Raw genomic sequence first — 20,166 nt, 5'->3', positions numbered from 1 at the left:
AACGCCAGAGTGATCTTCAGTAGCCAGTCCGGCATGGAGAGCATTCAATGAGCACCGACACCCCACCGTATTTTTTCAGCGAAACCCAAACTGATCGTACGCAACTGAGCGAGCGCCAACGCGCCCGCAACTTTACCCTCAAGGACCTTGACTGGTTCGATTCCGTTTACCTGGCCACCGATGCTTTGCGCCAGGCACAAAAAGCACCGATGCACGTCCAGACCCTGCAACTGAACGTGCTCGGTCAACCGGCTATTGAATTGGCGGGGGCATTCGTCATGAGCCCCGCCCCGGAAGGTGGGGTTATTCTCTATACGCCAGCTCGTGGTCTGGAAAAGCTGGCAAGCCATGAAGCACTCAAGACGCAACTGGCGTCGTGGCTCAAAGATGCGTCGCAGCGCCAAGCGTTGCTTGATTACCTTTCCATTGCCCAGCAAGTAACCCTGACGCCCACTGCGACCCTGACGATTACCACACATACCGTGGCCGGCGCTGTCTTCGAAGCACAACATACGACCCTCTCCAACAACCTGCTCGACAATGCCCGTTTGATGCGCGAGGAGCTGCTCAAACTGCCCAGTTTCACTTCGCTGCTGGATGAATACATTTGCACTGAATTGGCGCAGTCTTTTACGGGGGGCGATCAGCACCACATCCAAGTGCAGAGTTATGTCATCGATGCATCCCGCAAATCAGGCAACTCTGATACGCCAACGCCCCGACATACGACCACCCGCTCCTTGAGCGAAACCGTGCTCAGGTATTTCGTCGCCAATGGCTGGCCTGCCGGGGAGACCCGGCGCTATTACAACTCCCAGCAGCCTACTCAGGAAGCTGATGATCAGTTGCGTTGGGACGTATCAGTCCAAGGATTGGCCCGGGGCTTGAAAGCCTATATGAAGCAACAGCCCAAGATATTTTGGGCGCTGCCGGCCGCCGCGGAGTTCTCACGACTACAACTTTTTACCCATGCTATGGCCAATGCCTTTTTCACGGTGGCGCTGGAGCAACAACAGCAAACTACGATGACGGTTGAGCAGCGTCTGCAACTACAGGCCTTGCCGCTCAAGGCTGCGCTACCCGCGACAACGCTTGCGCCTGCGATCGATGTTGAAAAGGCACTGCTGAGTGGGCCTGAACAGGCCCCGGCCGAGCTGGCAGGCACACTCATCATCAGCAGTAACAAAAGCGACGATGGCACGCCCTGGCTGCTCTATACCCCCCATCAGGGCCTGCAATCGTTTACCGAGCTGGGAGCACTCAAAACCCACCTTCTTGAGGGGCTCAACCCCCGGCAGCATGCTGATGCCTGGAGAGCGCATCTATCCAGGCCGGAACGCTATGACGAAGTAGACCTGCTGGCTTGCGACGTCACCAAAGGCCCCATCACCGGGGTTATTTTCCAAAGCATCATGGAGGGCATTGTTGAAAAACAAGGTCGCAACCTTGAATACGCCCTTGATCAGTATCGCCTTAGCCAGGGCACGATGGACCTCGACGCCCTGGTTGATCATGTGCTGGATGTGCGTGGCATGATTGACCCCACATTACTGACCTTCGAACCCATGGGGCGTTGGAGTACCCAGTTGGCACAGACCTGGACGGCGACGGTGACTGAACCCAGGGTTCCACCAACGCTTGCTGCAATGCGTACAACTGTGCATTTACTCGAAAACGTCACCGCCGAAATCGAACAACACCTATCGTTTCGCCCCTCGCTGGAGCGTTCCGTTATCACCTGTCTCAATACCAAACTGTACGCTATCAAGCAGCAACACTTGCAGGCTGCGTGCCTCTCGGTACGCCAATACAGCAACCCTTCGAATGGCACTGACAAACCTCAACTGCTCTCATCGAGCAGTATGGTCGACTATTTTCTGGCGCGCTTATGTGGCGAAGTGGGTCCACTCATCGATCCGCTTAACACCCACGTCTACTCAACCGCTCCTGGCAAACCCGCCACCAAGGTCTCAAGTATGGATGCCACTGCCTTCAATACGCTGATCAACAGTGCAGTCGGTGGGTTTAAACAGTACCTGCGTAGAACCCACACCGTGTCCCCCAACATGCAGCCCTTGCTGAGAAAGGCAATGGAGATGGGCTTGACAGGGGAAGTGCAAGTCAGGCTTTGGAACAACGCTTTATTGCCCCTCGACTACGAAGTGCTTTTGACCGTGTTAGGTATTTACGCCAGAGACTTACGCCCTGGCGTCAATGGGTTCCGCCCTGATGCGTTTTCTTTGCAAGTCGTACCAACTGGGCAGAATACCCCGCTGGTACTCAATAACTGTTTCGTGCTGACCGAGCGCGGCGGGCTTGATCCTCAATATTGCGGCCGCACGCTGCTGTGGACGCCCGTGTTGGGCCTGGAAAGTTTCTCCTCATTGAATGACTTCAAAGCAGAGATGGATCGACGCCTGGCAATCCCGAACGAGCGACAGGCGTTCCTGGCGAACCTGGCGCCACCGGACTGGGATGCACAACCGAGCTATGCATTCAGTTCCCTTGAACTGATCGAAGACAACCTCGTCGAGCACTTGCAACGAACCTACGCTCAACAAAAAGACTGTGAACTGGCCCAAATCCTGTCCATGCAGCTGTCGGTCGATCAGTTGCGTAAGCTGTGGCAGGTTCAAGCCACACAAAGCCTGGCGCCCACCAACGTGCAGCGTGCCATGGAGATGGTTCAGGCGATGATCCTGCAACAGGGTTTGCAATGGTTGGGCAAAGCCAGTGCTGTCGATCAACAGCTCTATGTCGAGTTGTTGGAGCAGTATCGAAACAATGTCACCGACAATCAGGACTACCTGCACGGGATCGACTCCCTGGCTCAGTTCACGCGCAATAAGCTCAGCACTTTACTCAAGGAGCTTGCCGTTCAGGACAGCGTCACACCTGATGACGTCGAAGTCGGGCTACCGGGGCAGGGCAGTACACCTGCCCGCAATCAGTCGCTGCTGGACTATGCCTTGAGCCATCAGTCGTACTGGAAGGATGAGGTACCCTTCTTCGCCAGCACCGGGACAACGCCGTTGCCATCCACCCTGGATGCGCAGACGCTGAAAACGCGGATACAGGCGTTGAACATCAACGCGGCTTACCAAACGTACATCAAATCCTTCCTGGGCCCTGCCAGCCCGGACTTTGAGCAACGCTCTACGCGATTCGCCAAGCAACTGCCGTGGCAATTGATGCAATACGCTCACGGCATGAGGTTGCAAGACCAACTTTCACCGGCGGCCTTCGGGCTCATTCAGCAGATCATGGACATGCCCGATGCGATCGCCCGTGCGACAGTGGTGGATGCCAACGCCATGATTCGCCCTCTGGAACTGTCGGTCGATGACGGGAAGAAAACCATCAAGATTCCCGGGGCTTATTTGATCGGCTCCGCCTCCGGTGACGAGGGGCCTCAAGTCCTTTATGCCCCCTATAGCCCAGGCTACACCCTCAAGGAATATACCGTTGAGGCTGCACTATGTGCTGAATTGACAGCCTCCGGCGCATTACAGCGTTGGGTTCGGCAGGTGGTCCCGGCCGTTGACCACGCGGCACTGACCAGCGCACTGGAGCAACCCCAAGCCAACACCACCCTCCAACTGGCATCCAACCCCATCACCGCGCCTTTGTTCAAACAGTTGTATACCGACAATATCGAGCTGCTGACGACGCTACTGGGCTGCCAAAAAACGGCCAGTGCAGGCACCGCCTGGGAGACGGCCAAGGCCGTGTTCTCTGAGGGTGTGAAGCAGGCCATCGTGTTTTTTGCTGGAAAACTGGCTTACCCCTTGGTGGTCTGGCAGAGCTTCAAGCTGTTCAAGGCTTCTGCCGAAGGGCTGCAAAGCCACCAATGGCATGAGGCACTGGGGCATTTCATTGGCGGGGTCGCCTTGCTGGTCGGTTTGCGCGATTCCATGCCTCCCGTATCAGAGGGCGGCATGCCCCCGGCACCCGAGCCGATCCCGCCGCCTTCCACACCTGCGACCTCTGTGGTGTCCTGGCCCGCGCTGGACATTACCGCTGCTTCCCGCACCCGGCTCCAGCGTTTCGAAGTCCTTGAGCCGAGCTTGGCCAACCTGATCAAAGACACCTCACTCAACCTTTACCGATCGACCTCCAACCATTACTACGCGGCGGTGGCAGGAAAAGTGTTCGAAGTCATCAAGCATGGCCAGGGCTGGCGCATCATCGGTGATGGCGAAGTCGGTCCTGAGGTACAGCGCAACCCTAGGCAACAGTGGATGCTCAGTAGCGCTGGCCCAGTGGTGACGGGGCGACGGGCAATTGCACGATTGCTTAATCGCTTCTACTCCGAGCCAGTTGCGCGCCCCAGTTTGAATGTAGTGGCCATCGGGATGCGCGAGATACGAGCGCTTTACGCTCGGGAATCCTGGGTTATCACCGATGCACTTGCCTTGGCGACGTTTTATGCAAAGAACGCCCAGGAAAATTTGCGCCTGATCGCGCAAACACCCCTTGCTGCACCTGAGCTCGTCAAACAGATCAAAGCGTTTTTCGGCTTGCCGACGCTCGAGGTCGAACACCTTGAAAAAATTCAGGAGATCGTCGACAAGGTCTGCAGCGCGTTGATGGAGCCCTCACTGACCTCCTCGGACTCAACGCGATTTGTCATAGGCCGTTCGCGGTTGCCGGCTATTCAGGGCGGACACACGTTGATGGCCTTTACGATTATCCCCGACCCCCTTCAACTGGTGTACTTGACCGAGACGTTTTTCAACCCGGGTCTGAAATACAGTCATTTGTTGACAAAACCGTTTTATGTCAGCGCCCACGCCCGTGCGACCACCCTCATTCACGAAATCACTCATCATGTCTGTGCGACGTTGGACTTGGCTTACGTGCATTCAGGCCATCCCTTTGATGACCTGATTGATCCGCAAACCCCTGAGGGCAGTAACACTAAAGCAGCCCTGGAAAAGCGCCATCTTTCAAGACTGTCGCTCAATACTCCGACCCATGAGTTGTTCCAGGTTGTCGATGTTGCAACCGGCTTCAAATCAGACCCTACCCAAGGCACGTCAACACAGCATGTGCTCGACAGGCTGCTCAGCGTCACAGGCACCCAGACCCTCGCCGATGCGCGGCGAGTTTTCCGTACCGATCCGCTTAAACGCATCCTTACGGTACTTAACAACGCCGACTCCGTCGCCTACCTGATTGCACAATTGGGGCGTCGAAAAGAGATACCTGTTGGCTTATGACTACAACGTCAGGTCATCGCCCGGGCGTTTGCTCCTGCGCAGCGAGGCGGGCATCAACTATTAGGCTTGTCTCGCTTTAAGGGGCGTGGCGTCTGGTTGAGGTGTTTGTTGAACTCCATCCAGGCCGCGAGGGCCGACATCAGCACCACACCGAGCAAGGCGGTGAGTAGTTGCATGACCACGGCGTCATTCGCCTGGGCATTGAGCATGTCCGCCAGTGGCGCCAGCACCACGCCCAGGCAGAACACTTCCAGGGAATAACGGCCCATCTGGCAAATTCGTTCAGCCAGACGGTTTTGCGTCCATTGCGGGTTTGGTAACAGCTTGGCGGTGACATAGGCCAGCGCCAGGAAGTGCACGAGACGCGCCGGCGACAGGTTGGTCTTGCTGATGGGGTACAGCAGGTTGCTGAGCGTGGTGGGCATCACCGCATCATGGATTTCAGGCCAGAGCCACGACAGCGTGATCACGCCGGCCACCACCACATACAGCGCCGCCGCGACAAACAGCGGCTGGCGCTGTAAGGGGCGTGTCTCGGGCGCGCTGGGCCTCTGGCTGTAAATCGCGGCGGCGCCCCCCAGCACAAACAGCAATTGCCAGGTGACAGGGTTGAAATACCATACGCCATCGGCAATGGCCCGCAGGTTCCAACCCATCCACGGCGCCATCAGGTATACCACCAGCGAGACACTCACCACGGCCCAGGGCGCGCGCACCATCAGCGGCAGCACCACGGACAAACCAGCCAGCAAGACGATATACAACGGCAACGGATCCATCAGGTTGGGCTTGAAGCGCAACAGCAGTTCGTCGGTCAGTGCCTGTTGCGGGTGGGTGACGAAGTGCGTCAGGCCCATCTCCGCCACCAGGTCGCGGGTTTCTACATGGTTGTTGGCGAAGAACACGATACCCATCAGCATGGCCAGCAAGAAAATATGCACCACATACAACACCCAGGTGCGGCGCAGGATTTTCAGGCAGGCCATCCAATAGCCTTCGCGCTGCATGACCTTGCCGTAGGCCAGCACCGAGGCGAACCCGGCGAGAAACACGAAGACCTCCGCCGCGTCGCTGAAGCCGAAGTTGCGCAGAGTGATCAGGCCGAGGGGGTTGTGGGGGACGTGATCCCAGAAAATGAAGATCAACGCCAGGCCCCGAAAAAAATCGATGCGTGGGTCGCGTCCGTTCAGCATGGCAGCGGGCTCTTGAACAAGTAGTTGAATGACGATAGATGAGCGCGCGCGTTGTCGTACGCCGCACGTCGAGCGGGCGCAGGTTGGCGGTATTTGTAAGCAATTGCAAAGGCTGGGTATTGCTGAATGTCTCTAGAGATCAATGATCACCAGGATGCCCTGGCTGCCGGTGAGCACACCGTGGGGAGTGCCGGCTTCCACGAGGTACATCTGGCCGGCGTCCACCCTGATGGCTTGACCACCGATGCGCAGGTGCAAGTGCCCACTGATCACCAACAACCCTTCGTTGTAGTCGTGGGTTTCTTCCTCGTACGCCTGTTCATCCATGCGCAGTACTTTGATCCGCGCCGGGCCAACCTGGCCCAGACGTGTGGATGTCCAACTGTCAGGCAGTTGCGCGCAGATTACGGCGAAGTCCAGTAACGGCATGTGAGTCTCCTTGTTTCAACGATGCCGTCGGTGGTCCGGTTCAGCAGGCGGAGGGTCTTGTCAGAAAGCGTCCATCAGCAAGACCCTGCACGGCTTGGCCTGATACGCATTGATCTGCGGCACCAACCGTTTGAAGTGCTCGGTCTGGCAATGCGCATCCAGCGCAGCCTGATCGGGCCACTGTTCGATAAAGACGAAGTGCCCGGGGTCTTTTTGATCGACAAACAAGTCGTAGGCGATGCACAGCGGTTCCTGGCGGGTTTTTTCCACCAGTTCAGCGTACCAGGGGCGCACGGTTTCCAGGTGTTCGGGCTTGATGAAGTCTTCAGCGATGACTTTCAGCATGGCAGGCGTCCCTCAGGCTGCAACGGTTTCATGGGGCTCGAAACTGTCAGCCCGCGCCATCTGCCACATGCGCGAATAGAACTCGCCATTCACGTCTCCCGTGAGCAACTCGCCGGGCTTCAAGAACACATGCAACTGCGAAAACAGCTTGATCTCGGTTGCCGACATGCGTCGCACCAAGTGCTTGGCCGACAACTGCGACGGGTGGTCGAGCCCAGCGGCGGCGAGCATTTCGGCTAGGGCGTGCAGCGTGTTGCGGTGGAAGTTGAACACACGCTGGGCCTTGTCCGGCACGACCAAGGCTCGTTGGCGTAGTGGGTCTTGCGTGGCCACGCCAGTCGGGCATTTGTTGGTGTGGCATGACTGCGACTGGATGCAGCCAATGGCGAACATGAAGCCACGTGCCGAGTTGGCCCAGTCGGCACCAATGGCCAGGACGCTGGCGATATCGAACGCGCTGACGATCTTGCCGCTGGCGCCGAGTTTGATTTTGTCGCGCAGGTTCAGGCCCACCAGGGTGTTGTGCACGAACAGCAAACCCTCACGCAGCGGCACGCCGATATGGTCGGTGAACTCCACAGGTGCGGCGCCGGTGCCGCCTTCCTTGCCGTCCACCACGATAAAGTCCGGAAGGATGCCGGTTTCGAGCATGGCCTTGGCAATGCCCATGAATTCCCACGGGTGGCCTAAGCAGAACTTGAAGCCCACCGGTTTGCCGCCGGACAGTTCACGCAACTGAGCGATGAACTGCATCAGCTCGATCGGCGTGGAAAACGCGCTGTGGCGCGACGGCGAGATGCAATCTTCACCCATCATGATGCCGCGGGTGTCGGCGATTTCCTGGGTGACCTTGTGCTTGGGCAGAATCCCGCCATGGCCGGGCTTGGCGCCTTGGCTCATCTTGATTTCGATCATGCGCACTTGCGGGTTCTGGGCCTGCACGGCGAAGCGTTCGGGGTCGAAACGGCCGTCGCTGGTGCGGCAGCCGAAGTAACCGCTGCCCAGTTCCCAGGTGAGGTCGCCGCCGTTTTCTCGGTGATAGGGGCTGATGCTGCCTTCGCCGGTGTCGTGGGCAAAGTTGCCGAGCTTGGCGCCGTGGTTGAGCGCGCGGATCGCATTGGCGCTCAACGAGCCAAAGCTCATCGCCGAGATATTGAACACCGACGCCGAGTACGGCTGTGTGCACTGCGGGCCGCCGACCATCACGCGAAAACTGCTGGGGTCGCTCAGTGGCGCAGGGCGCATGGAGTGGCCGATAAATTCGAAGCCTGACTGGTACACGTCAATCAGGGTGCCGAAGGGTTTGTCCGCTGTTTCGTTCTTGGCACGCGAATACACCAGCGAGCGCTGGGCGCGGGAGAAGGGCAGGGCGTCGCTGTCGGACTCCAGCAGGTACTGGCGGATTTCCGGGCGGATGGTTTCTACCAGGTAGCGGATATTGCCCAGGATCGGATAGTTGCGGCGCACCGCATGGGGGCTTTGCAGCAGGTCGACAATGCCGATCAGGCTGAGTACACCGGTGACTATCGTGATAGGCCACAGCCATTCATGTTCGATAAAGGGGAGGCTGGCGAGGGTGAAAATGACGCACACAGCAAAGAAGGCGTAGCGGCTTAACAAGGACAGGCTCATACGGTTTCCTTGGGTTCGGACTCTTCAGGTCGATCCGCCATTCTGCGCCTGTCAGGAAACCATAGACAACCTGTGGGAATATTCAGTTTGGCAACGCGGGTGGGACAGACTGGCCTGGAATAGACACCTGTCGGCGCTTGATTCGGTTCAGCCCTTGGCAGAATTGATAGTTTCGAGCTGCTCTCGGCACCGGCTTACGAGACCCATCAAGCCTGACCTTATTGCAAAAGGTTCTCGTTTGGATGCTTTTCTTTGTGTTACTGTATAACAAATCAACCGCACCCAAACGCCCCGGAGGCCTCATGAAAGCTGGTATCCACCCCGACTACCGCACCGTGCTGTTCCACGACACTGCCGCCGACGTGTTCTTCCTCATCGGCTCCACCGCCGACAGTGATCGCACCCATACACACAGCGACGGCAACACCTATCCCTACATCCCGCTGGACGTCTCCAGCGCCTCGCACCCGGTCTACACCGGCCAGCAGCGCAAGACCCAGGCCGAAGGCCGGATTGCCGGGTTCAATAAGCGTTTTGCATCGTTTGGGTCGAGCCCGAAAAAAGCTGACGCATGAGCATGATCCGGCGGCGTGTCCTACGCCGCCGTCTGCCGAATCGGCAGTACCACCCGAAACTTCGTACCCTTGCCCAGCTCGCTGCTGACGCTGATATTGCCACGGTGTTTCTTGACGATCCCGTAGGACAACGACAAACCCAGCCCGGTACCTTCGCCCACCGGCTTGGTGGTGAAGAACGGGTCGAAAATCTTCTGCACGGTGTCGGGGGCAATCCCACAGCCGTTGTCTGCGACTTCCAGCCACACGTTTTCGCCTTCCACTCCGTTGCTGATGGTAATGGTGCCGCGCTCAGGGCCCATGGCTTGTGCGGCGTTGATCACCAGGTTCATCACCACCTGATTGAGTTGGGAGGCCAGGCATTCGATTTCCGGCAGCGGCGCGTAGTGCTTGACCACATCGGCCTTGTACTTGAGTTCGCTGGCGACGATGTTCAGCGTCGAATCGATGCCTTGCTGCAGGTTGGCGAATTGCCAGGTCTGGTCGTTATCCACCCGTGAAAAGTTCTTCAGGTCCTTGACGATCTGCACCACACGGCCGATGCCGTCCTTGGACTCGCGGATCAGGATCGGAATGTCATCCTTGAGAAAATCCAGGTCCAGCTCGTTGCGCAAGGCCGTGAGCGGTTCGCGATGTTCTGGCGCCTCGATGTGCGCTTCGCTGCGCTGGTAGGCATCGAGCATCTGTTGCAGCTGCTTGAAGTAGCTGTCGAGGGTGCTGAGGTTGGAGGAAATAAAACCCACCGGGTTGTTGATCTCATGGGCGACGCCGGCCGCGAGTTGCCCCAGTGAGGCGAGCTTTTCCGACTGCACCAGTTGGCTTTCCAGATGCTTGCGCTCTTCAATTTCCAGTTGCAGCGCTTGGGTGCGTTCTTCCACCAACCGCTCCAGCTGCGAGGTTTGCAGGGAGGCGCGGCGGGCCATGTCCCACTTGTTGGCCAGGGTGTTTGCCATTTGCTGGACTTCAATGTTGTCGAACGGCTTTTTCAGGATCAGCAGGCGGTCGTGGGCGCGCAGGCGAAACAACAGGTCATCCCAGGAATAGTCCGAGTAGGCGGTACACACCACCACTTGCAAGTCGGGGGCGACTTTCCACAGTTCTTCAATGGTCTTGGCGCCGTCCCAACCCTGGGGCATACGCATGTCAACGAAGGCCAAGGCGTAGGGGCGTTCTTGCGCCATGGCGCTGGTCAGCAAGCCCAGGCCTTCCTCGCCGCCATACGCGCAGTGCAGCTCGAATGCCTGGGCTTGAGGTTTGGCCGCGTCGCCAAACAGTGCCGACTCCATCTCATCCAGCGCTTCGGTTGAGGCTTCGTCGGGCATCAGGATCTTGCGAAAATCCTCATGAATGGACGGTGTGTCATCGATCAGCAGGATGCGCCGGTTGGGAGGTTGGTTCATGAGTGGCTTCCGGCAAGGGTCAGGGGGATGGTCAAGGTGAAGACGGCGCCAAGGCCCGGGCCGTCGCTGTGCGCGCTGAGCTGGCCGTTCATTTCTACGGCGGCCAGGGCGCAGCTGTGCAGACCGAAGCCGTGGCCTTCCTTGCGGGTGGTAAAACCGTGGGTGAAGATGCGTGCCATGTTCTCGGGCGGTATGCCTTCGCCATCGTCCTTCACACTGATCTTCAGGGTCTCGTCGCCTACCGATTCCACCGCCAGGGTGATTTGCCGTGGCCGCTCAGACAGTTTGTCCATAGCGTATTTGGCGTTGCTGATCAGGTTGACCATGATCAGCAGTAACCGGTGCTTGTCCGCCAAAATCTCCGGCACCGGGGCGTACGCCTTCACAACAGTGACATGGTGACGGCTCAGCGCGCCGGCGTTCATGCGCAGGGCGTCGTCCATCAAGGCGCTGATATTGACCGGCTCCAGCAAGGTAGACGCACCCGCATAGGATTGCTGGGTCGAGACGATGTCCTTGATGTGGTCCACACTTTTGCTCAACTGCGCCAGCTCATCGCTCATGCCTTGCTGTTCGACAGCAATCGCTTCGACCAACTGGTTCAGATAGCCCGGCAGCAACTTGCCCTTTTCATCCTCGGTAAGGAAGGTGCCCAGGTCGCCCTGATGGGCGTTAATCAACTGCATGGCCTTGCCCAGGCCGAGCGCCTTGCTGGCGCGCAGCTTGCGGCTGACCAGATCGGCGGAGATATTCACACTGTTGAGCACGTTACCGACGTTGTGCAGCACGTTGGTGGCGATCTCGGCCATGCCGGCCTGGCGGGCGCTGTCCATCAGCTCGCTCTGGGCATCCTTGAGCTGTTGCGTGCGCCGTTCCACCCGTTGCTCCAGGGTTTCGTTGGCGGCCTGCAACGCGCGGTTGACGCGGTTTATCTCGGCGAAGCTGCGCAACAGGCGCACCGCCAGGTAGAGCAGCAGCACCACCAGCAAGGTCGAGAAGATCAGCAGGTAGCGATGGTATTGATGGTCGATGAGGTCTGTGGCTTGCTGGTCCTGATTGAGGTGGGTGGTCAAGTCATCGAGGTGTTCGGCCACCGGCACGGCGGCAATCCGCTCGAGCAGGCTGTTGACCAGTGGCTGTTCGCGCAGGATCAGCGAAATATGATTGCTGAGGATCTCCACCGGTGCCTGGAACTCGCTGGGCAGGCTCTGTTGGTTGATGGCCAGTTTGCCCAGGCCCACCAGGATATCGGCGGCACGTTCGTCGCTGGTGACCTGGGCAAACTCCAGGCTGCTGAGCAGCAGGTCGTAAGTGTCGGTGGCCACGTTTTGCAGTTGCAGCCGGCCTTCGTCGGTCATGCTGTTGAATTGGGCCTGGATGTCGTCTTCGGCCGTCGGCAAAAAAGCCAATGAGTTACGCAGCACTGCGTTGTGGGATTTGAACTGGTCGACCAACCGGGCTTTTTCCTCGATGGCCGTCAGATACGCCGCATGGCTGGCTTGCCAACCGGGCAGGTCGGCTGCGCTGTGGTAGGTGTCGCGGCTCTCCAGTTCAGCCCCGATGCGGGTCATTTCGGTCAGCGGTGTGACCAGTGGGTCGTAGTTGTGGGTGATCGCGATCCTGGCCTTGAGTACTTCGCTGTCCCACTGGGCATTGAGCTGCTGGAGTTGGCGGATCAAGTCGCGCGACTGGGTATAAGTGGCCGTCTGGTCGCGTGAAGACTTGAGGTACAAAAACACCAGGGTAGAGGCCAGGAGCAGGGTAATGAGGCCTAGCAGGATTTGGCTGGTGCGTCGGCGTGACAAGCGTCTCATAACGGCTTGCCCGCCCATTCGCCGGTCAGGGTCTTGAGAAACTGGATAATCAGGTCCTTGTCTTCCTGGGACGGGTTGCGCCCCAACTGGTACTTGAACATCACGTCAACCGCCTCTTCAAGGGTCTTGGCCGAGGCGTCGTGGAAGTACGGCGCCGTGACGGCCACATTGCGCAGGCTGGGCACCTTGAACACATGGCGGTCCTCTTCATCCTGGGTCAGCAGGTAGCGCCCCAGGTCCGATTCCAGCGGGTTGCCGCGGGCCTTGAAGTAGTCGCCCATCACACCGAACTTCTGGAACATATTGCCGCCGATGTTCACGCCCTGGTGACAGGCGATGCAGCCGTAGTCCTTGAAGCGTTGATAACCGTACTTTTCCTGCGTGGTCAGGATATCGGTGTCGCCCAGCAAGTATTGGTCAAACCGCGAGTTGGGTGTCAGCAGCGTGCGCTCGTAGGTGGCCAGGGCGTGCTGCACATTGGGAGCGGTGAGGCCATCGGGGTAGGCCTGTTTGAACGCGTTCTGGTAGGCGGGCAGAGCGGACAGGTTGCGCACCACGGTATTCCAGTCGCTGCCCATTTCCACCGGGCTGATCACCACCTGCTCGACCTGGGCCTCCAGCGTGTCCACCCGACCGTTCCAGAACTGTTTGAAGTTCAGGCTGGCATTGAATACGGAAGGGGTATTGATCTGCACCGGTTTGCCGTCAAAGCCAATGGAGAGTGGCTTGTTGTCGGCGCCGCCGCTGGTCAGTTGATGACAGCTCGCGCAGGACAAGGTGTTGTTGACCGACAAACGCGGCTCGTTGAACAGTTGGCGACCCAACTCAACCTTGGCCGGGTCCAGTACTGGAGCCGCCGGCAAGGGCTTGAGCGCTTCGTCCAGCGGCGCGGCTGACAGCGATGCGGTGCCCAGGCATAACGCGAACATCAGGCCAGAACGGTGGTTTACGACGTTGCTCAAGCGAGCACTCCTTGCAGGCCCAGGGCTATTTATTTTATTGATCCGGCATCAGTGTCGCGCTATCCGTTTGCAGCAACTGCACAAAATCTTTCGAAGGCAGCGCCTTGCTGAATAGAAAGCCCTGGCCCTCCTCACACTGCTGGGCTTTGAGGAAATTCAGTTGGTCGAGGGTTTCCACACCTTCGGCGATGATGTTCAGTTCCAGGCTTTTGCCCATGCCGATGATAGCGCTGATCAGCTGTTCGTCCTGGCTATTGATGCGCAGGCCGCGCACGAAGGATTGGTCGATCTTCAGCACGTCGATGGGAAATCGCCGCAGGTAGCTGAGGCTGGAGTAGCCAGTGCCGAAATCGTCCAGGGCCAGGCGGATGCCCATGGCCTTGATCTTTTGCAGGGTCTCCACGGTTTCGTCGACGTTCTGCATCAGCACGCTTTCGGTGATTTCCAGTTCCAGTTGGGCGGGCGGCAGGCCGGTTTCTTTGAGGATGGCGGCCAGGTTGTCGACGAAGTCCCGTTGGCGAAAGTCGATCGCCGAGATGTTCACCGACATGCGCAGGGGGGCCAGGCCCATCTCGCGCCAGGCTTGGGCTTGTGCGCAGGCTTGGCGCAGTACCCACTGAGTCAGGCGTACGATCAGGCCGCTGTCTTCGGCGACCGGAATGAACTCCGCCGGGCTGACCCAACCCGACTGCGGTCGAAACCAGCGTGTCAGCGCTTCCGCACCGACAATGCGCCCGGACTCCAGCGCCAGCTTGGGCTGGTAATGCAGCACAAATTCATCGCGGTCCAGCGCCTGGCGGATCGCGCTTTCCAGGTTTTGCTGGTGCTGGGCGCGCAGGTTCATGTCTTCGGTGTAAAAGCTGAAATCCCCCGAGCCGCGCTCTTTGCTGGTACGCATCGCGGTTTCAGCATGCTTGAGCAAGCCCACGGCATTGTCGCTGTCATCGGGGTAAATACTGATGCCCAGGCTGGCGCTCACACTCAGGTCATGCCCCGCGACATGGCGAGTCGCGCTGACGGCATTGAGTACCTTTTGCGCAATGTGCTGGGTTTGCTGGGGATGCTGGATATCGTTGAGCAGCACCACGAACTCGTCGGAGCCGTAACGAAACACCGAATCCGACGCCCGCACCGCCGCCACCAGGCTCAGGCTGACCTGCGCAAGCACCTCGTCGCCTGCCGGATAGCCCAGGGCGTTGTTGATGCGCTTGAAGCGGTCGAGCCCCAGAAACATCACCGCCAGTTGCGTGTCGTGCCTGCGGCCCAAGGCGATCGCCTGGGTCAGGCGGTCGCCCAGCAACGTGCTGTTGGGCAACTCCGTCAGGGCGTCGTATTGCAATAAGTGCGAGACCTTGAGCAGCTCCTGCACGCGTTCCTCGATGGTGCGCTCCAGGCTGATCACCTTCAGGGCCGCGTCCTGGGCCAGTTGCCATTTCCAGGTCAGGGCGCTGGCCATCTGGCGGATTTCCAGGTGGTCGAAGGGCTTTTTCAGGATCAGCAGTTGATCGTTGTATTTCAGGCGCGCTTCGATGGCCTCAAAGGAATAGTCGGAATAGGCCGTGCAAAGCGCGATTTGCAGGTTGGGGTCCACCTCCCACAGCTGTTCGATGGTGTGCAGGCCGTCCCAGCCAGGGGGCATGCGCATGTCGATAAACACCATGGCGTAGGGCGAGTGGGCGTCGAGGGCTTTCTTGACCAGTGCCAAGGCTTCCTGGCCCTGGTAGGCGGAGTCCAGGTCAAACGCCTGGCGCACCGGTGCGGTGGTGCCGAACAGGGCGGACTCCAGGGTATCGAGGGAGGGCTCGCCATGCTCGTCGGCACAGAGGATCTTGCGAAAATCCTGGTGGATCGAAGCCGTGTCATCCACGATCAGGATGCGCCGGTTGGCCCGGCCCGATTCCGTCCTCATGGCGCACTCGGCACGTGCAAAAGGCTTGATGGCATGACAATTCCTTCCCTGGTTCTACAACTGAACGGGGCGCGAGCATGCAGTGCAGCATAGTTGAGTTCCCTTGATATCGACGGCCAGTTGGCGTCAAATCAATCGCGCTTTGTATTGTGCGGATTCAATTTAGCTTAACTTCGTTTAATTTGAAGGCAGAGTCGCCATGGATGAACAACTCGCTACGAAGTCCGCTGTTTTGCTGGTCGACGATGAAGAGTCGATCCTTAACAGCCTGCGCCGCCTGTTGCGCGGCCAGCCCTATGACGTGGTATTGGCTACCAGCGGCGCCCAGGCGCTGGAGATCATGGCGACCCGGCCTATCGATCTGGTGATGAGCGATGCGCGCATGCCCGGCATGGACGGCGCCACGCTGCTGGCCGAGGTCCACCGCCTGTATCCCGCCACCGGCCGCATCCTGCTCACCGGCTACGCCGACCTCACCACCATCATCAAGGCGATCAACGACGGGCAGATCCACCGCTACATCAGCAAACCCTGGAACGACGAGGAGTTGCAGCTGGTGTTGCAGCAAACCCTCGAGCATCAACGGCTTGAACGCCTGGCCCGAGACCAGACCGAACAGCTCAAGCTGCTCAACGCCACCCTGGAAAAACGCGTGGCGGCGCGTACCGCCGAGTTGCAACAAACCGCCGACATGCTCGACCTGGCCTACGACGAGCTCAAGCGCAGCTATGTGACCGGCACCGAAGTATTCTCGCTGCTGGCCAACCTGCGCTTGCCCAAGGACAAACAGACCAACCGTGCGTTGATCGAGTTGATCCGCGTGTATTGCGCCGCCCAGTCCATGGACGAATCCAGCACCCGTGACCTGACCATGGCCGCCGCGTTGTACAACATCGGCAAGTTGAGCTGGACCGACAGCATGATGGTGCACCGTCAGACAAACTGCATAGCACCGACCGCGGCTTGTACCGTGAGTATCCAGGACAGAGCGAGTCGCTGCTGATGACCCTGGAGCCGATGAAGGATGCGGCGCGGATCATTCGTCATCACCAGGAACGTTGGGACGGCACGGGGTTTCCCGACCACCTCAAGGGCGATACCATCCCGCCCGGTTCACGGCTGCTGAAGCTGGCGGTGGACTTTATCGAATTGCAGAAAGGCTTGATCCTGGAGCGACACCTCAACAGCGACGAAGCGCTGTTGTATATCCGCAAGTACGCCGGGCGCCTGTATGACCCGGCGTTGGTGGAAGATTTTGTGCAGGCCTGCGCCACCTTCCTCAGCGACGTGACCCTGGGCGACCCCACGGTCAAAGTCCTCACCACCCGTGAGCTTGAGGCCGGCATGGTGTTGGCCCGTAACCTCAATGCCGATAACGGCATGCTGCTGCTCAATGCCGGCAAGGTGCTTAACTTGCCGCTGGTGGACAAATTGATCGCGTTCGAAGCGATGGAAGGCGCCAAGTACAGCGTATTTATCAAACAGCCCGAAGAGACCTCGATTCTTTCATGAATGATTCAACCATCCGCATCGCCGCCGCCATCCTCATTGACCAAGCCGGCCAGACCCTGCTGGTGCGCAAGCGCGGCACCCAGGCGTTCATGCAACCTGGCGGCAAGATCGACGCAGGCGAACAACCCGTCCAGGCGTTGGCCCGTGAGCTGTATGAAGAGCTGAACCTGCACATCAAGGTAGAGGACGCCACGTACCTCGGCCAATTCTCGGCGCCTGCCGCCAACGAACCGGGCTTCACCGTGCAGGCCGAGCTGTTCCAGGTGCAGATCGACGTTGCGGTGATGCCAGCGGCGGAAATTGAAGAAATCCGCTGGATCGACCCCACGGGCGATGGCGGCCTGCAATTGGCGCCGCTGACCCGCGATACGATCCTGCCGCTCTACCGCGCGTCGCTGATCGACGCATGATCGAAGCATGATCATTCGCCCGCTGGACGCTCCCGACGCGCCTGCTTACCGGGCGTTGATGCTACAGGCGTATGGCGCTTATCCCCAGGCGTTCACCTCCAGCGTGGCCGAACGTGCCTTGATGCCCTTGAGCTGGTGGGAAAAGCGCCTCGGCAGCCCGCTGGACCGCCTGTTTGGCGCCTTCGACGGCGATCAGTTGGCGGGCATTGTCGGCCTTGCGTTCGAGCCACGGGAAAAGGCCCGGCACAAAGTGACCTTGTTCGGCATGTACGTGACCGAGGCTTATCAACAGCAGGGGCTTGGGCGGCAACTGGTGCAAGCCGCACTGGAAGAAGCCCGCCGCCACCCGCGCCTGAAGCTGATCCAACTGACGGTCACCGCCGGCAATGACGCCGCCTTTGCGCTCTACCAGCGCTGCGGTTTCATTCAGTACGGCCTGGAGCCACTGGCGGTGCGGGGAGGCGTCGAATACTTCGACAAGATCCACATGTGGCGTGAACTGCAGGGTGACTGTGGGAGCTGGCTTGCTTGCGATAGCATCACCACGGTGTAACTGAAACACCGCGGTGCAAGCATCGCGGGCAAGCCCAGCTCCCACACTGGCCCGCACGCCTAGTGCCCGTTCAACGCACCGCGCTGACGCCATCCAGCGTGGAAAACGAGGTGTCCTTGGCCGTCAGCAAGAAGTCGCGCATATAAGGCGCATCGAGCATGTCGGCACGAATGCCCGCATACAAGGTGGCGAACAAACCCTTCTCACCCAAACGCTTGGCCTTCACATACCCGCGCGAGCTGTATTCATGCAGCGCCCAGTGGGGCATGCCGCACACACCACGACCACTGGCCACCAGTTGCATCATCATCACGGTCAGCTCCGAGGTCCGCACCTGGGCCGGTTCAACGTCGGCCGGTTCCAGGAAGCGGGTGAAGATGTCCAGGCGGTCACGTTCCACCGGGTAGGTGATCAGGGTTTCTGTCAGCAGGTCTTCCGGCACGATGTAGGACTTGTTCGCCAGCGCGTGCTGGTTGGCCACCGCCAGCATGGCTTCGTAGGTGAACAGCGGCACGTAGGTGATGCCCGGCAGTTCCAGCGGGTCGGAGGTCACCACCAGGTCCAGGTCGCCGCGGGCCAGGGCCGGCAGCGGCGCGAAGGCAAAGCCCGAGGCCAGGTCCAACTCGACTTCCGGCCAGGCATCGCGGAATTGGTCGATGGTCGGCATCAGCCACTGGAAACAACTGTGGCATTCGATCGCCATATGCAAGCGCCCGGCAGTGCCCCCGGCCAGCCGCGCAATATCGCGCTCGGCACCGCGCAACAACGGCAGGGTGGCGTCGGCCAATTGCAGCAGGCGCAGGCCAGCGCTGGTGAAGCGCACCGGTTTGGTCTTGCGCACGAACAGCGGCATGCCCAGGCGCTCTTCCAGCTCTTTGAACTGATGGGAGAGGGCGGACTGGGTCAAGTGCAGGCGTTCGGCGGCTTCCACCAGGCTGTCGGCTTCGCGCAAGGCGTGCAGGGTTTTCAAGTGACGGATTTCGAGCACAGGCGCTCCATGAAGAAAATTTGCGACAAAAACGGATTACGTGATTTTGTCTCATGTTGTGGGGCGTGTCGACCATGACCACTGGGCACTCTTCATCAAACTGTCATCGAACTGTGGCGGCGCGCTTGAACAAACTTCATCAGACTCGCGCTCTACTGGGGTTCTGCGTTCTGGTGTTTTTCATGCGTGCGTTGTTTTTAGTGGCCGCTCTACTGTTCGGCCTGCCGTCTTTTGCGGCTTCTCGATGTGATGTCAATGTCCCGACCCAAACGGTCGACCTGGCTCAGGTGAGCATCGCCTATCAAAGTATCGGCCGTGCGTCCGACCCTGCGTTGCTGTTGGTGATGGGCCTGGGCGGGCAGTTGATTCACTGGCCGGATGAAGTGGTGGTGGCCCTGTGTGAACAAGGTTTCCGGGTGATTCGCTACGACAACCGCGACGTGGGCCTGTCCACTTGGCGGCAGGCGCCGGCGAGCGCCAACCTGACTTTCGAAGTGCTGCGCTACAAACTCGGCCTGCCGGTGGCCGCGCCTTATACCTTGACTGATATGGCCGACGACGCGCTGGGGTTGATGGATGCGCTGCAGGTGCAGCAATTTCACGTACTCGGCGCGAGCATGGGCGGCATGATCGCTCAACACCTGGCGGCCATGGCGCCACAGCGCGTGGAAAGCCTGACCCTGATCATGACCAGCTCCGGCGCCGAGGGCCTGCCCGCACCGAACGCAGCGCTGGTGCAATTGCTGTCGCGACGCAGCGCACCCAACCGTGAGGTGGCGCTGGAGCAACAGGCGGATTTGCTCGCGGCGTTGGGCAGCCCGGATATCAAGGACGATCGCCAGGCGTTGCTGCACCAGGCGGCGCTGTCCTATGACCGCGCCTTCAACCCCGAAGGCGTGAAGCGCCAGATCATGGCGATTCTGGCCGAGCCAAGCCGTGTGCCTTTGCTCAACCAACTGCGCGTGCCTGCCCTGGTGGTACATGGCACCGCCGACCCGTTGCTGCCGGTGATGCACGGCGTGCACCTCGCCGCGCATATCCAGGGCAGCCAGTTGAAATTGATTCCCGGCCTGGCCCACCGTTTTCAGGAAGCGTTCAAGGCACCCTTGTTGGCGGCGGTGCTGCCCTACCTGCAAGCCCATCGCCAGGATGCCGCGCACTGGGCGCAGATCGATTTGAGCGAGCCTTCGAAGGTGCTGTGAAGGTGGTGTATCGTGCAAGC

Annotated in this window: 14 protein-coding genes and 1 pseudogene; 6 read left to right on the top strand and 9 right to left on the bottom strand. The window is 59.4% G+C overall.

All coding sequences use genetic code 11. The features are described 5' to 3' along the window. Positions 1-47 precede the first annotated feature (47 nt). Complete coding sequence (locus CER19_RS06635; protein ID WP_116665836.1) at positions 48-5,222, top strand: dermonecrotic toxin domain-containing protein; 5,175 nt, start codon at positions 48-50, stop codon at positions 5,220-5,222. Positions 5,223-5,275: 53 nt separating this feature from the next. On the opposite strand, the gene CER19_RS06630 is transcribed toward CER19_RS06635, so the two are convergent. From CER19_RS06630 to CER19_RS06615, 4 genes are all read right to left on the bottom strand, one after another. Next, positions 5,276-6,415, bottom strand: coding sequence for an OpgC domain-containing protein (locus CER19_RS06630; protein WP_116665835.1), 1,140 nt, complete (start codon positions 6,413-6,415; stop codon positions 5,276-5,278). A gap of 132 nt (positions 6,416-6,547) precedes the next feature. After that, positions 6,548-6,844 carry a cupin domain-containing protein gene (locus tag CER19_RS06625; RefSeq protein ID WP_116665834.1) on the bottom strand — a complete coding sequence of 99 codons (297 nt, stop codon included), beginning with the start codon at positions 6,842-6,844 and terminating at the stop codon, positions 6,548-6,550. A 60-nt stretch (positions 6,845-6,904) separates the two neighbouring features. Beyond that, positions 6,905-7,189 (bottom strand): putative quinol monooxygenase, encoded by a 285-nt coding sequence (locus CER19_RS06620; protein ID WP_116665833.1) that lies wholly within the window; start codon positions 7,187-7,189, stop codon positions 6,905-6,907. 12 nt (positions 7,190-7,201) lie between these two features. After that, positions 7,202-8,821: an FMN-binding glutamate synthase family protein gene (locus CER19_RS06615; RefSeq protein WP_116665832.1), complete on the bottom strand. Its 1,620-nt coding sequence runs from the start codon at positions 8,819-8,821 to the stop codon at positions 7,202-7,204. A gap of 302 nt (positions 8,822-9,123) precedes the next feature. Between CER19_RS06615 and CER19_RS06610 the strand changes: the two genes are divergently transcribed. Further along, positions 9,124-9,396: a type B 50S ribosomal protein L31 gene (locus CER19_RS06610; protein WP_116665831.1), complete on the top strand. Its 273-nt coding sequence runs from the start codon at positions 9,124-9,126 to the stop codon at positions 9,394-9,396. 20 nt (positions 9,397-9,416) lie between these two features. Here CER19_RS06610 and CER19_RS06605 read toward each other — a convergent pair whose 3' ends face one another. The 4 genes from CER19_RS06605 to CER19_RS06590 are packed head-to-tail and all read right to left on the bottom strand — an operon-like array spanning position 9,417 to position 15,481. After that, positions 9,417-10,796, bottom strand: coding sequence for an ATP-binding protein (locus CER19_RS06605; protein ID WP_116665830.1), 1,380 nt, complete (start codon positions 10,794-10,796; stop codon positions 9,417-9,419). Further along, positions 10,793-12,610 carry a DAHL domain-containing protein gene (locus tag CER19_RS06600; RefSeq protein ID WP_116665829.1) on the bottom strand — a complete coding sequence of 606 codons (1,818 nt, stop codon included), beginning with the start codon at positions 12,608-12,610 and terminating at the stop codon, positions 10,793-10,795. Before CER19_RS06600 ends, CER19_RS06605 begins: the two co-directional genes overlap by 4 nt. Next, a complete protein-coding gene (locus CER19_RS06595; RefSeq protein WP_116665828.1) occupies positions 12,607-13,572 on the bottom strand; it encodes a cytochrome-c peroxidase in 966 nt (321 codons plus the stop codon). Before CER19_RS06595 ends, CER19_RS06600 begins: the two co-directional genes overlap by 4 nt. 34 nt (positions 13,573-13,606) lie before the next feature. Then, a complete protein-coding gene (locus CER19_RS06590) occupies positions 13,607-15,481 on the bottom strand; it encodes a bifunctional diguanylate cyclase/phosphodiesterase (RefSeq protein ID WP_116665827.1) in 1,875 nt (624 codons plus the stop codon). Positions 15,482-15,680: 199 nt separating this feature from the next. On the opposite strand from CER19_RS06590, the pseudogene CER19_RS06585 reads away from it, so the two are divergent. The 3 genes and pseudogenes from CER19_RS06585 to CER19_RS06575 all read left to right on the top strand — a co-directional run bounded on the left by CER19_RS06585 (position 15,681) and on the right by CER19_RS06575 (position 17,956). Then, a pseudogene (locus CER19_RS06585) lies at positions 15,681-16,993 on the top strand (HD domain-containing phosphohydrolase). Continuing rightward, complete coding sequence (locus CER19_RS06580; protein WP_116665826.1) at positions 16,990-17,403, top strand: NUDIX domain-containing protein; 414 nt, start codon at positions 16,990-16,992, stop codon at positions 17,401-17,403. The pseudogene CER19_RS06585 and the gene CER19_RS06580 overlap by 4 nt, the downstream one beginning before the upstream one ends. A gap of 7 nt (positions 17,404-17,410) precedes the next feature. After that, positions 17,411-17,956, top strand: a complete 546-nt coding sequence (locus CER19_RS06575; RefSeq protein ID WP_116665825.1) for a GNAT family N-acetyltransferase — start codon at positions 17,411-17,413, stop codon at positions 17,954-17,956. A 70-nt stretch (positions 17,957-18,026) separates the two neighbouring features. Here CER19_RS06575 and metR read toward each other — a convergent pair whose 3' ends face one another. Next, positions 18,027-18,944 (bottom strand): transcriptional regulator MetR, encoded by a 918-nt coding sequence (gene metR, locus CER19_RS06570; protein WP_003188924.1) that lies wholly within the window; start codon positions 18,942-18,944, stop codon positions 18,027-18,029. Positions 18,945-19,126: 182 nt separating this feature from the next. On the opposite strand from metR, the gene CER19_RS06565 reads away from it, so the two are divergent. Further along, entirely contained in the window at positions 19,127-20,146 is a 1,020-nt protein-coding gene (locus CER19_RS06565) for an alpha/beta fold hydrolase (RefSeq protein ID WP_034126527.1), read from the top strand. Positions 20,147-20,166 lie beyond the last annotated feature (20 nt).

This window comes from Pseudomonas sp. GL93, from assembly GCF_003408955.1.
GTDB classification, from domain to species: domain Bacteria; phylum Pseudomonadota; class Gammaproteobacteria; order Pseudomonadales; family Pseudomonadaceae; genus Aquipseudomonas; species Aquipseudomonas paracarnis.
Note: the sequence above shows the minus strand (reverse complement) of the source record. Positions and strands in the feature narration are given on the sequence as shown.

Excerpts from the sequence above, each read along its gene's own strand:
- CER19_RS06590 (WP_116665827.1), bottom strand. The coding sequence starts at position 15,481 with ATGAGGACGGAATCGGGCCGGGCCAACCGGCGCATCCTGATCGTGGAT.
- CER19_RS06630 (WP_116665835.1), bottom strand. The coding sequence starts at position 6,415 with ATGCTGAACGGACGCGACCCACGCATCGATTTTTTTCGGGGCCTGGCG.
- CER19_RS06610 (WP_116665831.1), top strand. The coding sequence starts at position 9,124 with ATGAAAGCTGGTATCCACCCCGACTACCGCACCGTGCTGTTCCACGAC.
- CER19_RS06565 (WP_034126527.1), top strand. The coding sequence starts at position 19,127 with ATGCGTGCGTTGTTTTTAGTGGCCGCTCTACTGTTCGGCCTGCCGTCT.
- CER19_RS06605 (WP_116665830.1), bottom strand. The coding sequence starts at position 10,796 with ATGAACCAACCTCCCAACCGGCGCATCCTGCTGATCGATGACACACCG.
- CER19_RS06600 (WP_116665829.1), bottom strand. The coding sequence starts at position 12,610 with ATGAGACGCTTGTCACGCCGACGCACCAGCCAAATCCTGCTAGGCCTC.
- CER19_RS06625 (WP_116665834.1), bottom strand. The coding sequence starts at position 6,844 with ATGCCGTTACTGGACTTCGCCGTAATCTGCGCGCAACTGCCTGACAGT.
- CER19_RS06615 (WP_116665832.1), bottom strand. The coding sequence starts at position 8,821 with ATGAGCCTGTCCTTGTTAAGCCGCTACGCCTTCTTTGCTGTGTGCGTC.
- CER19_RS06635 (WP_116665836.1), top strand. The coding sequence starts at position 48 with ATGAGCACCGACACCCCACCGTATTTTTTCAGCGAAACCCAAACTGAT.
- CER19_RS06580 (WP_116665826.1), top strand. The coding sequence starts at position 16,990 with ATGAATGATTCAACCATCCGCATCGCCGCCGCCATCCTCATTGACCAA.
- CER19_RS06575 (WP_116665825.1), top strand. The coding sequence starts at position 17,411 with ATGATCATTCGCCCGCTGGACGCTCCCGACGCGCCTGCTTACCGGGCG.
- CER19_RS06620 (WP_116665833.1), bottom strand. The coding sequence starts at position 7,189 with ATGCTGAAAGTCATCGCTGAAGACTTCATCAAGCCCGAACACCTGGAA.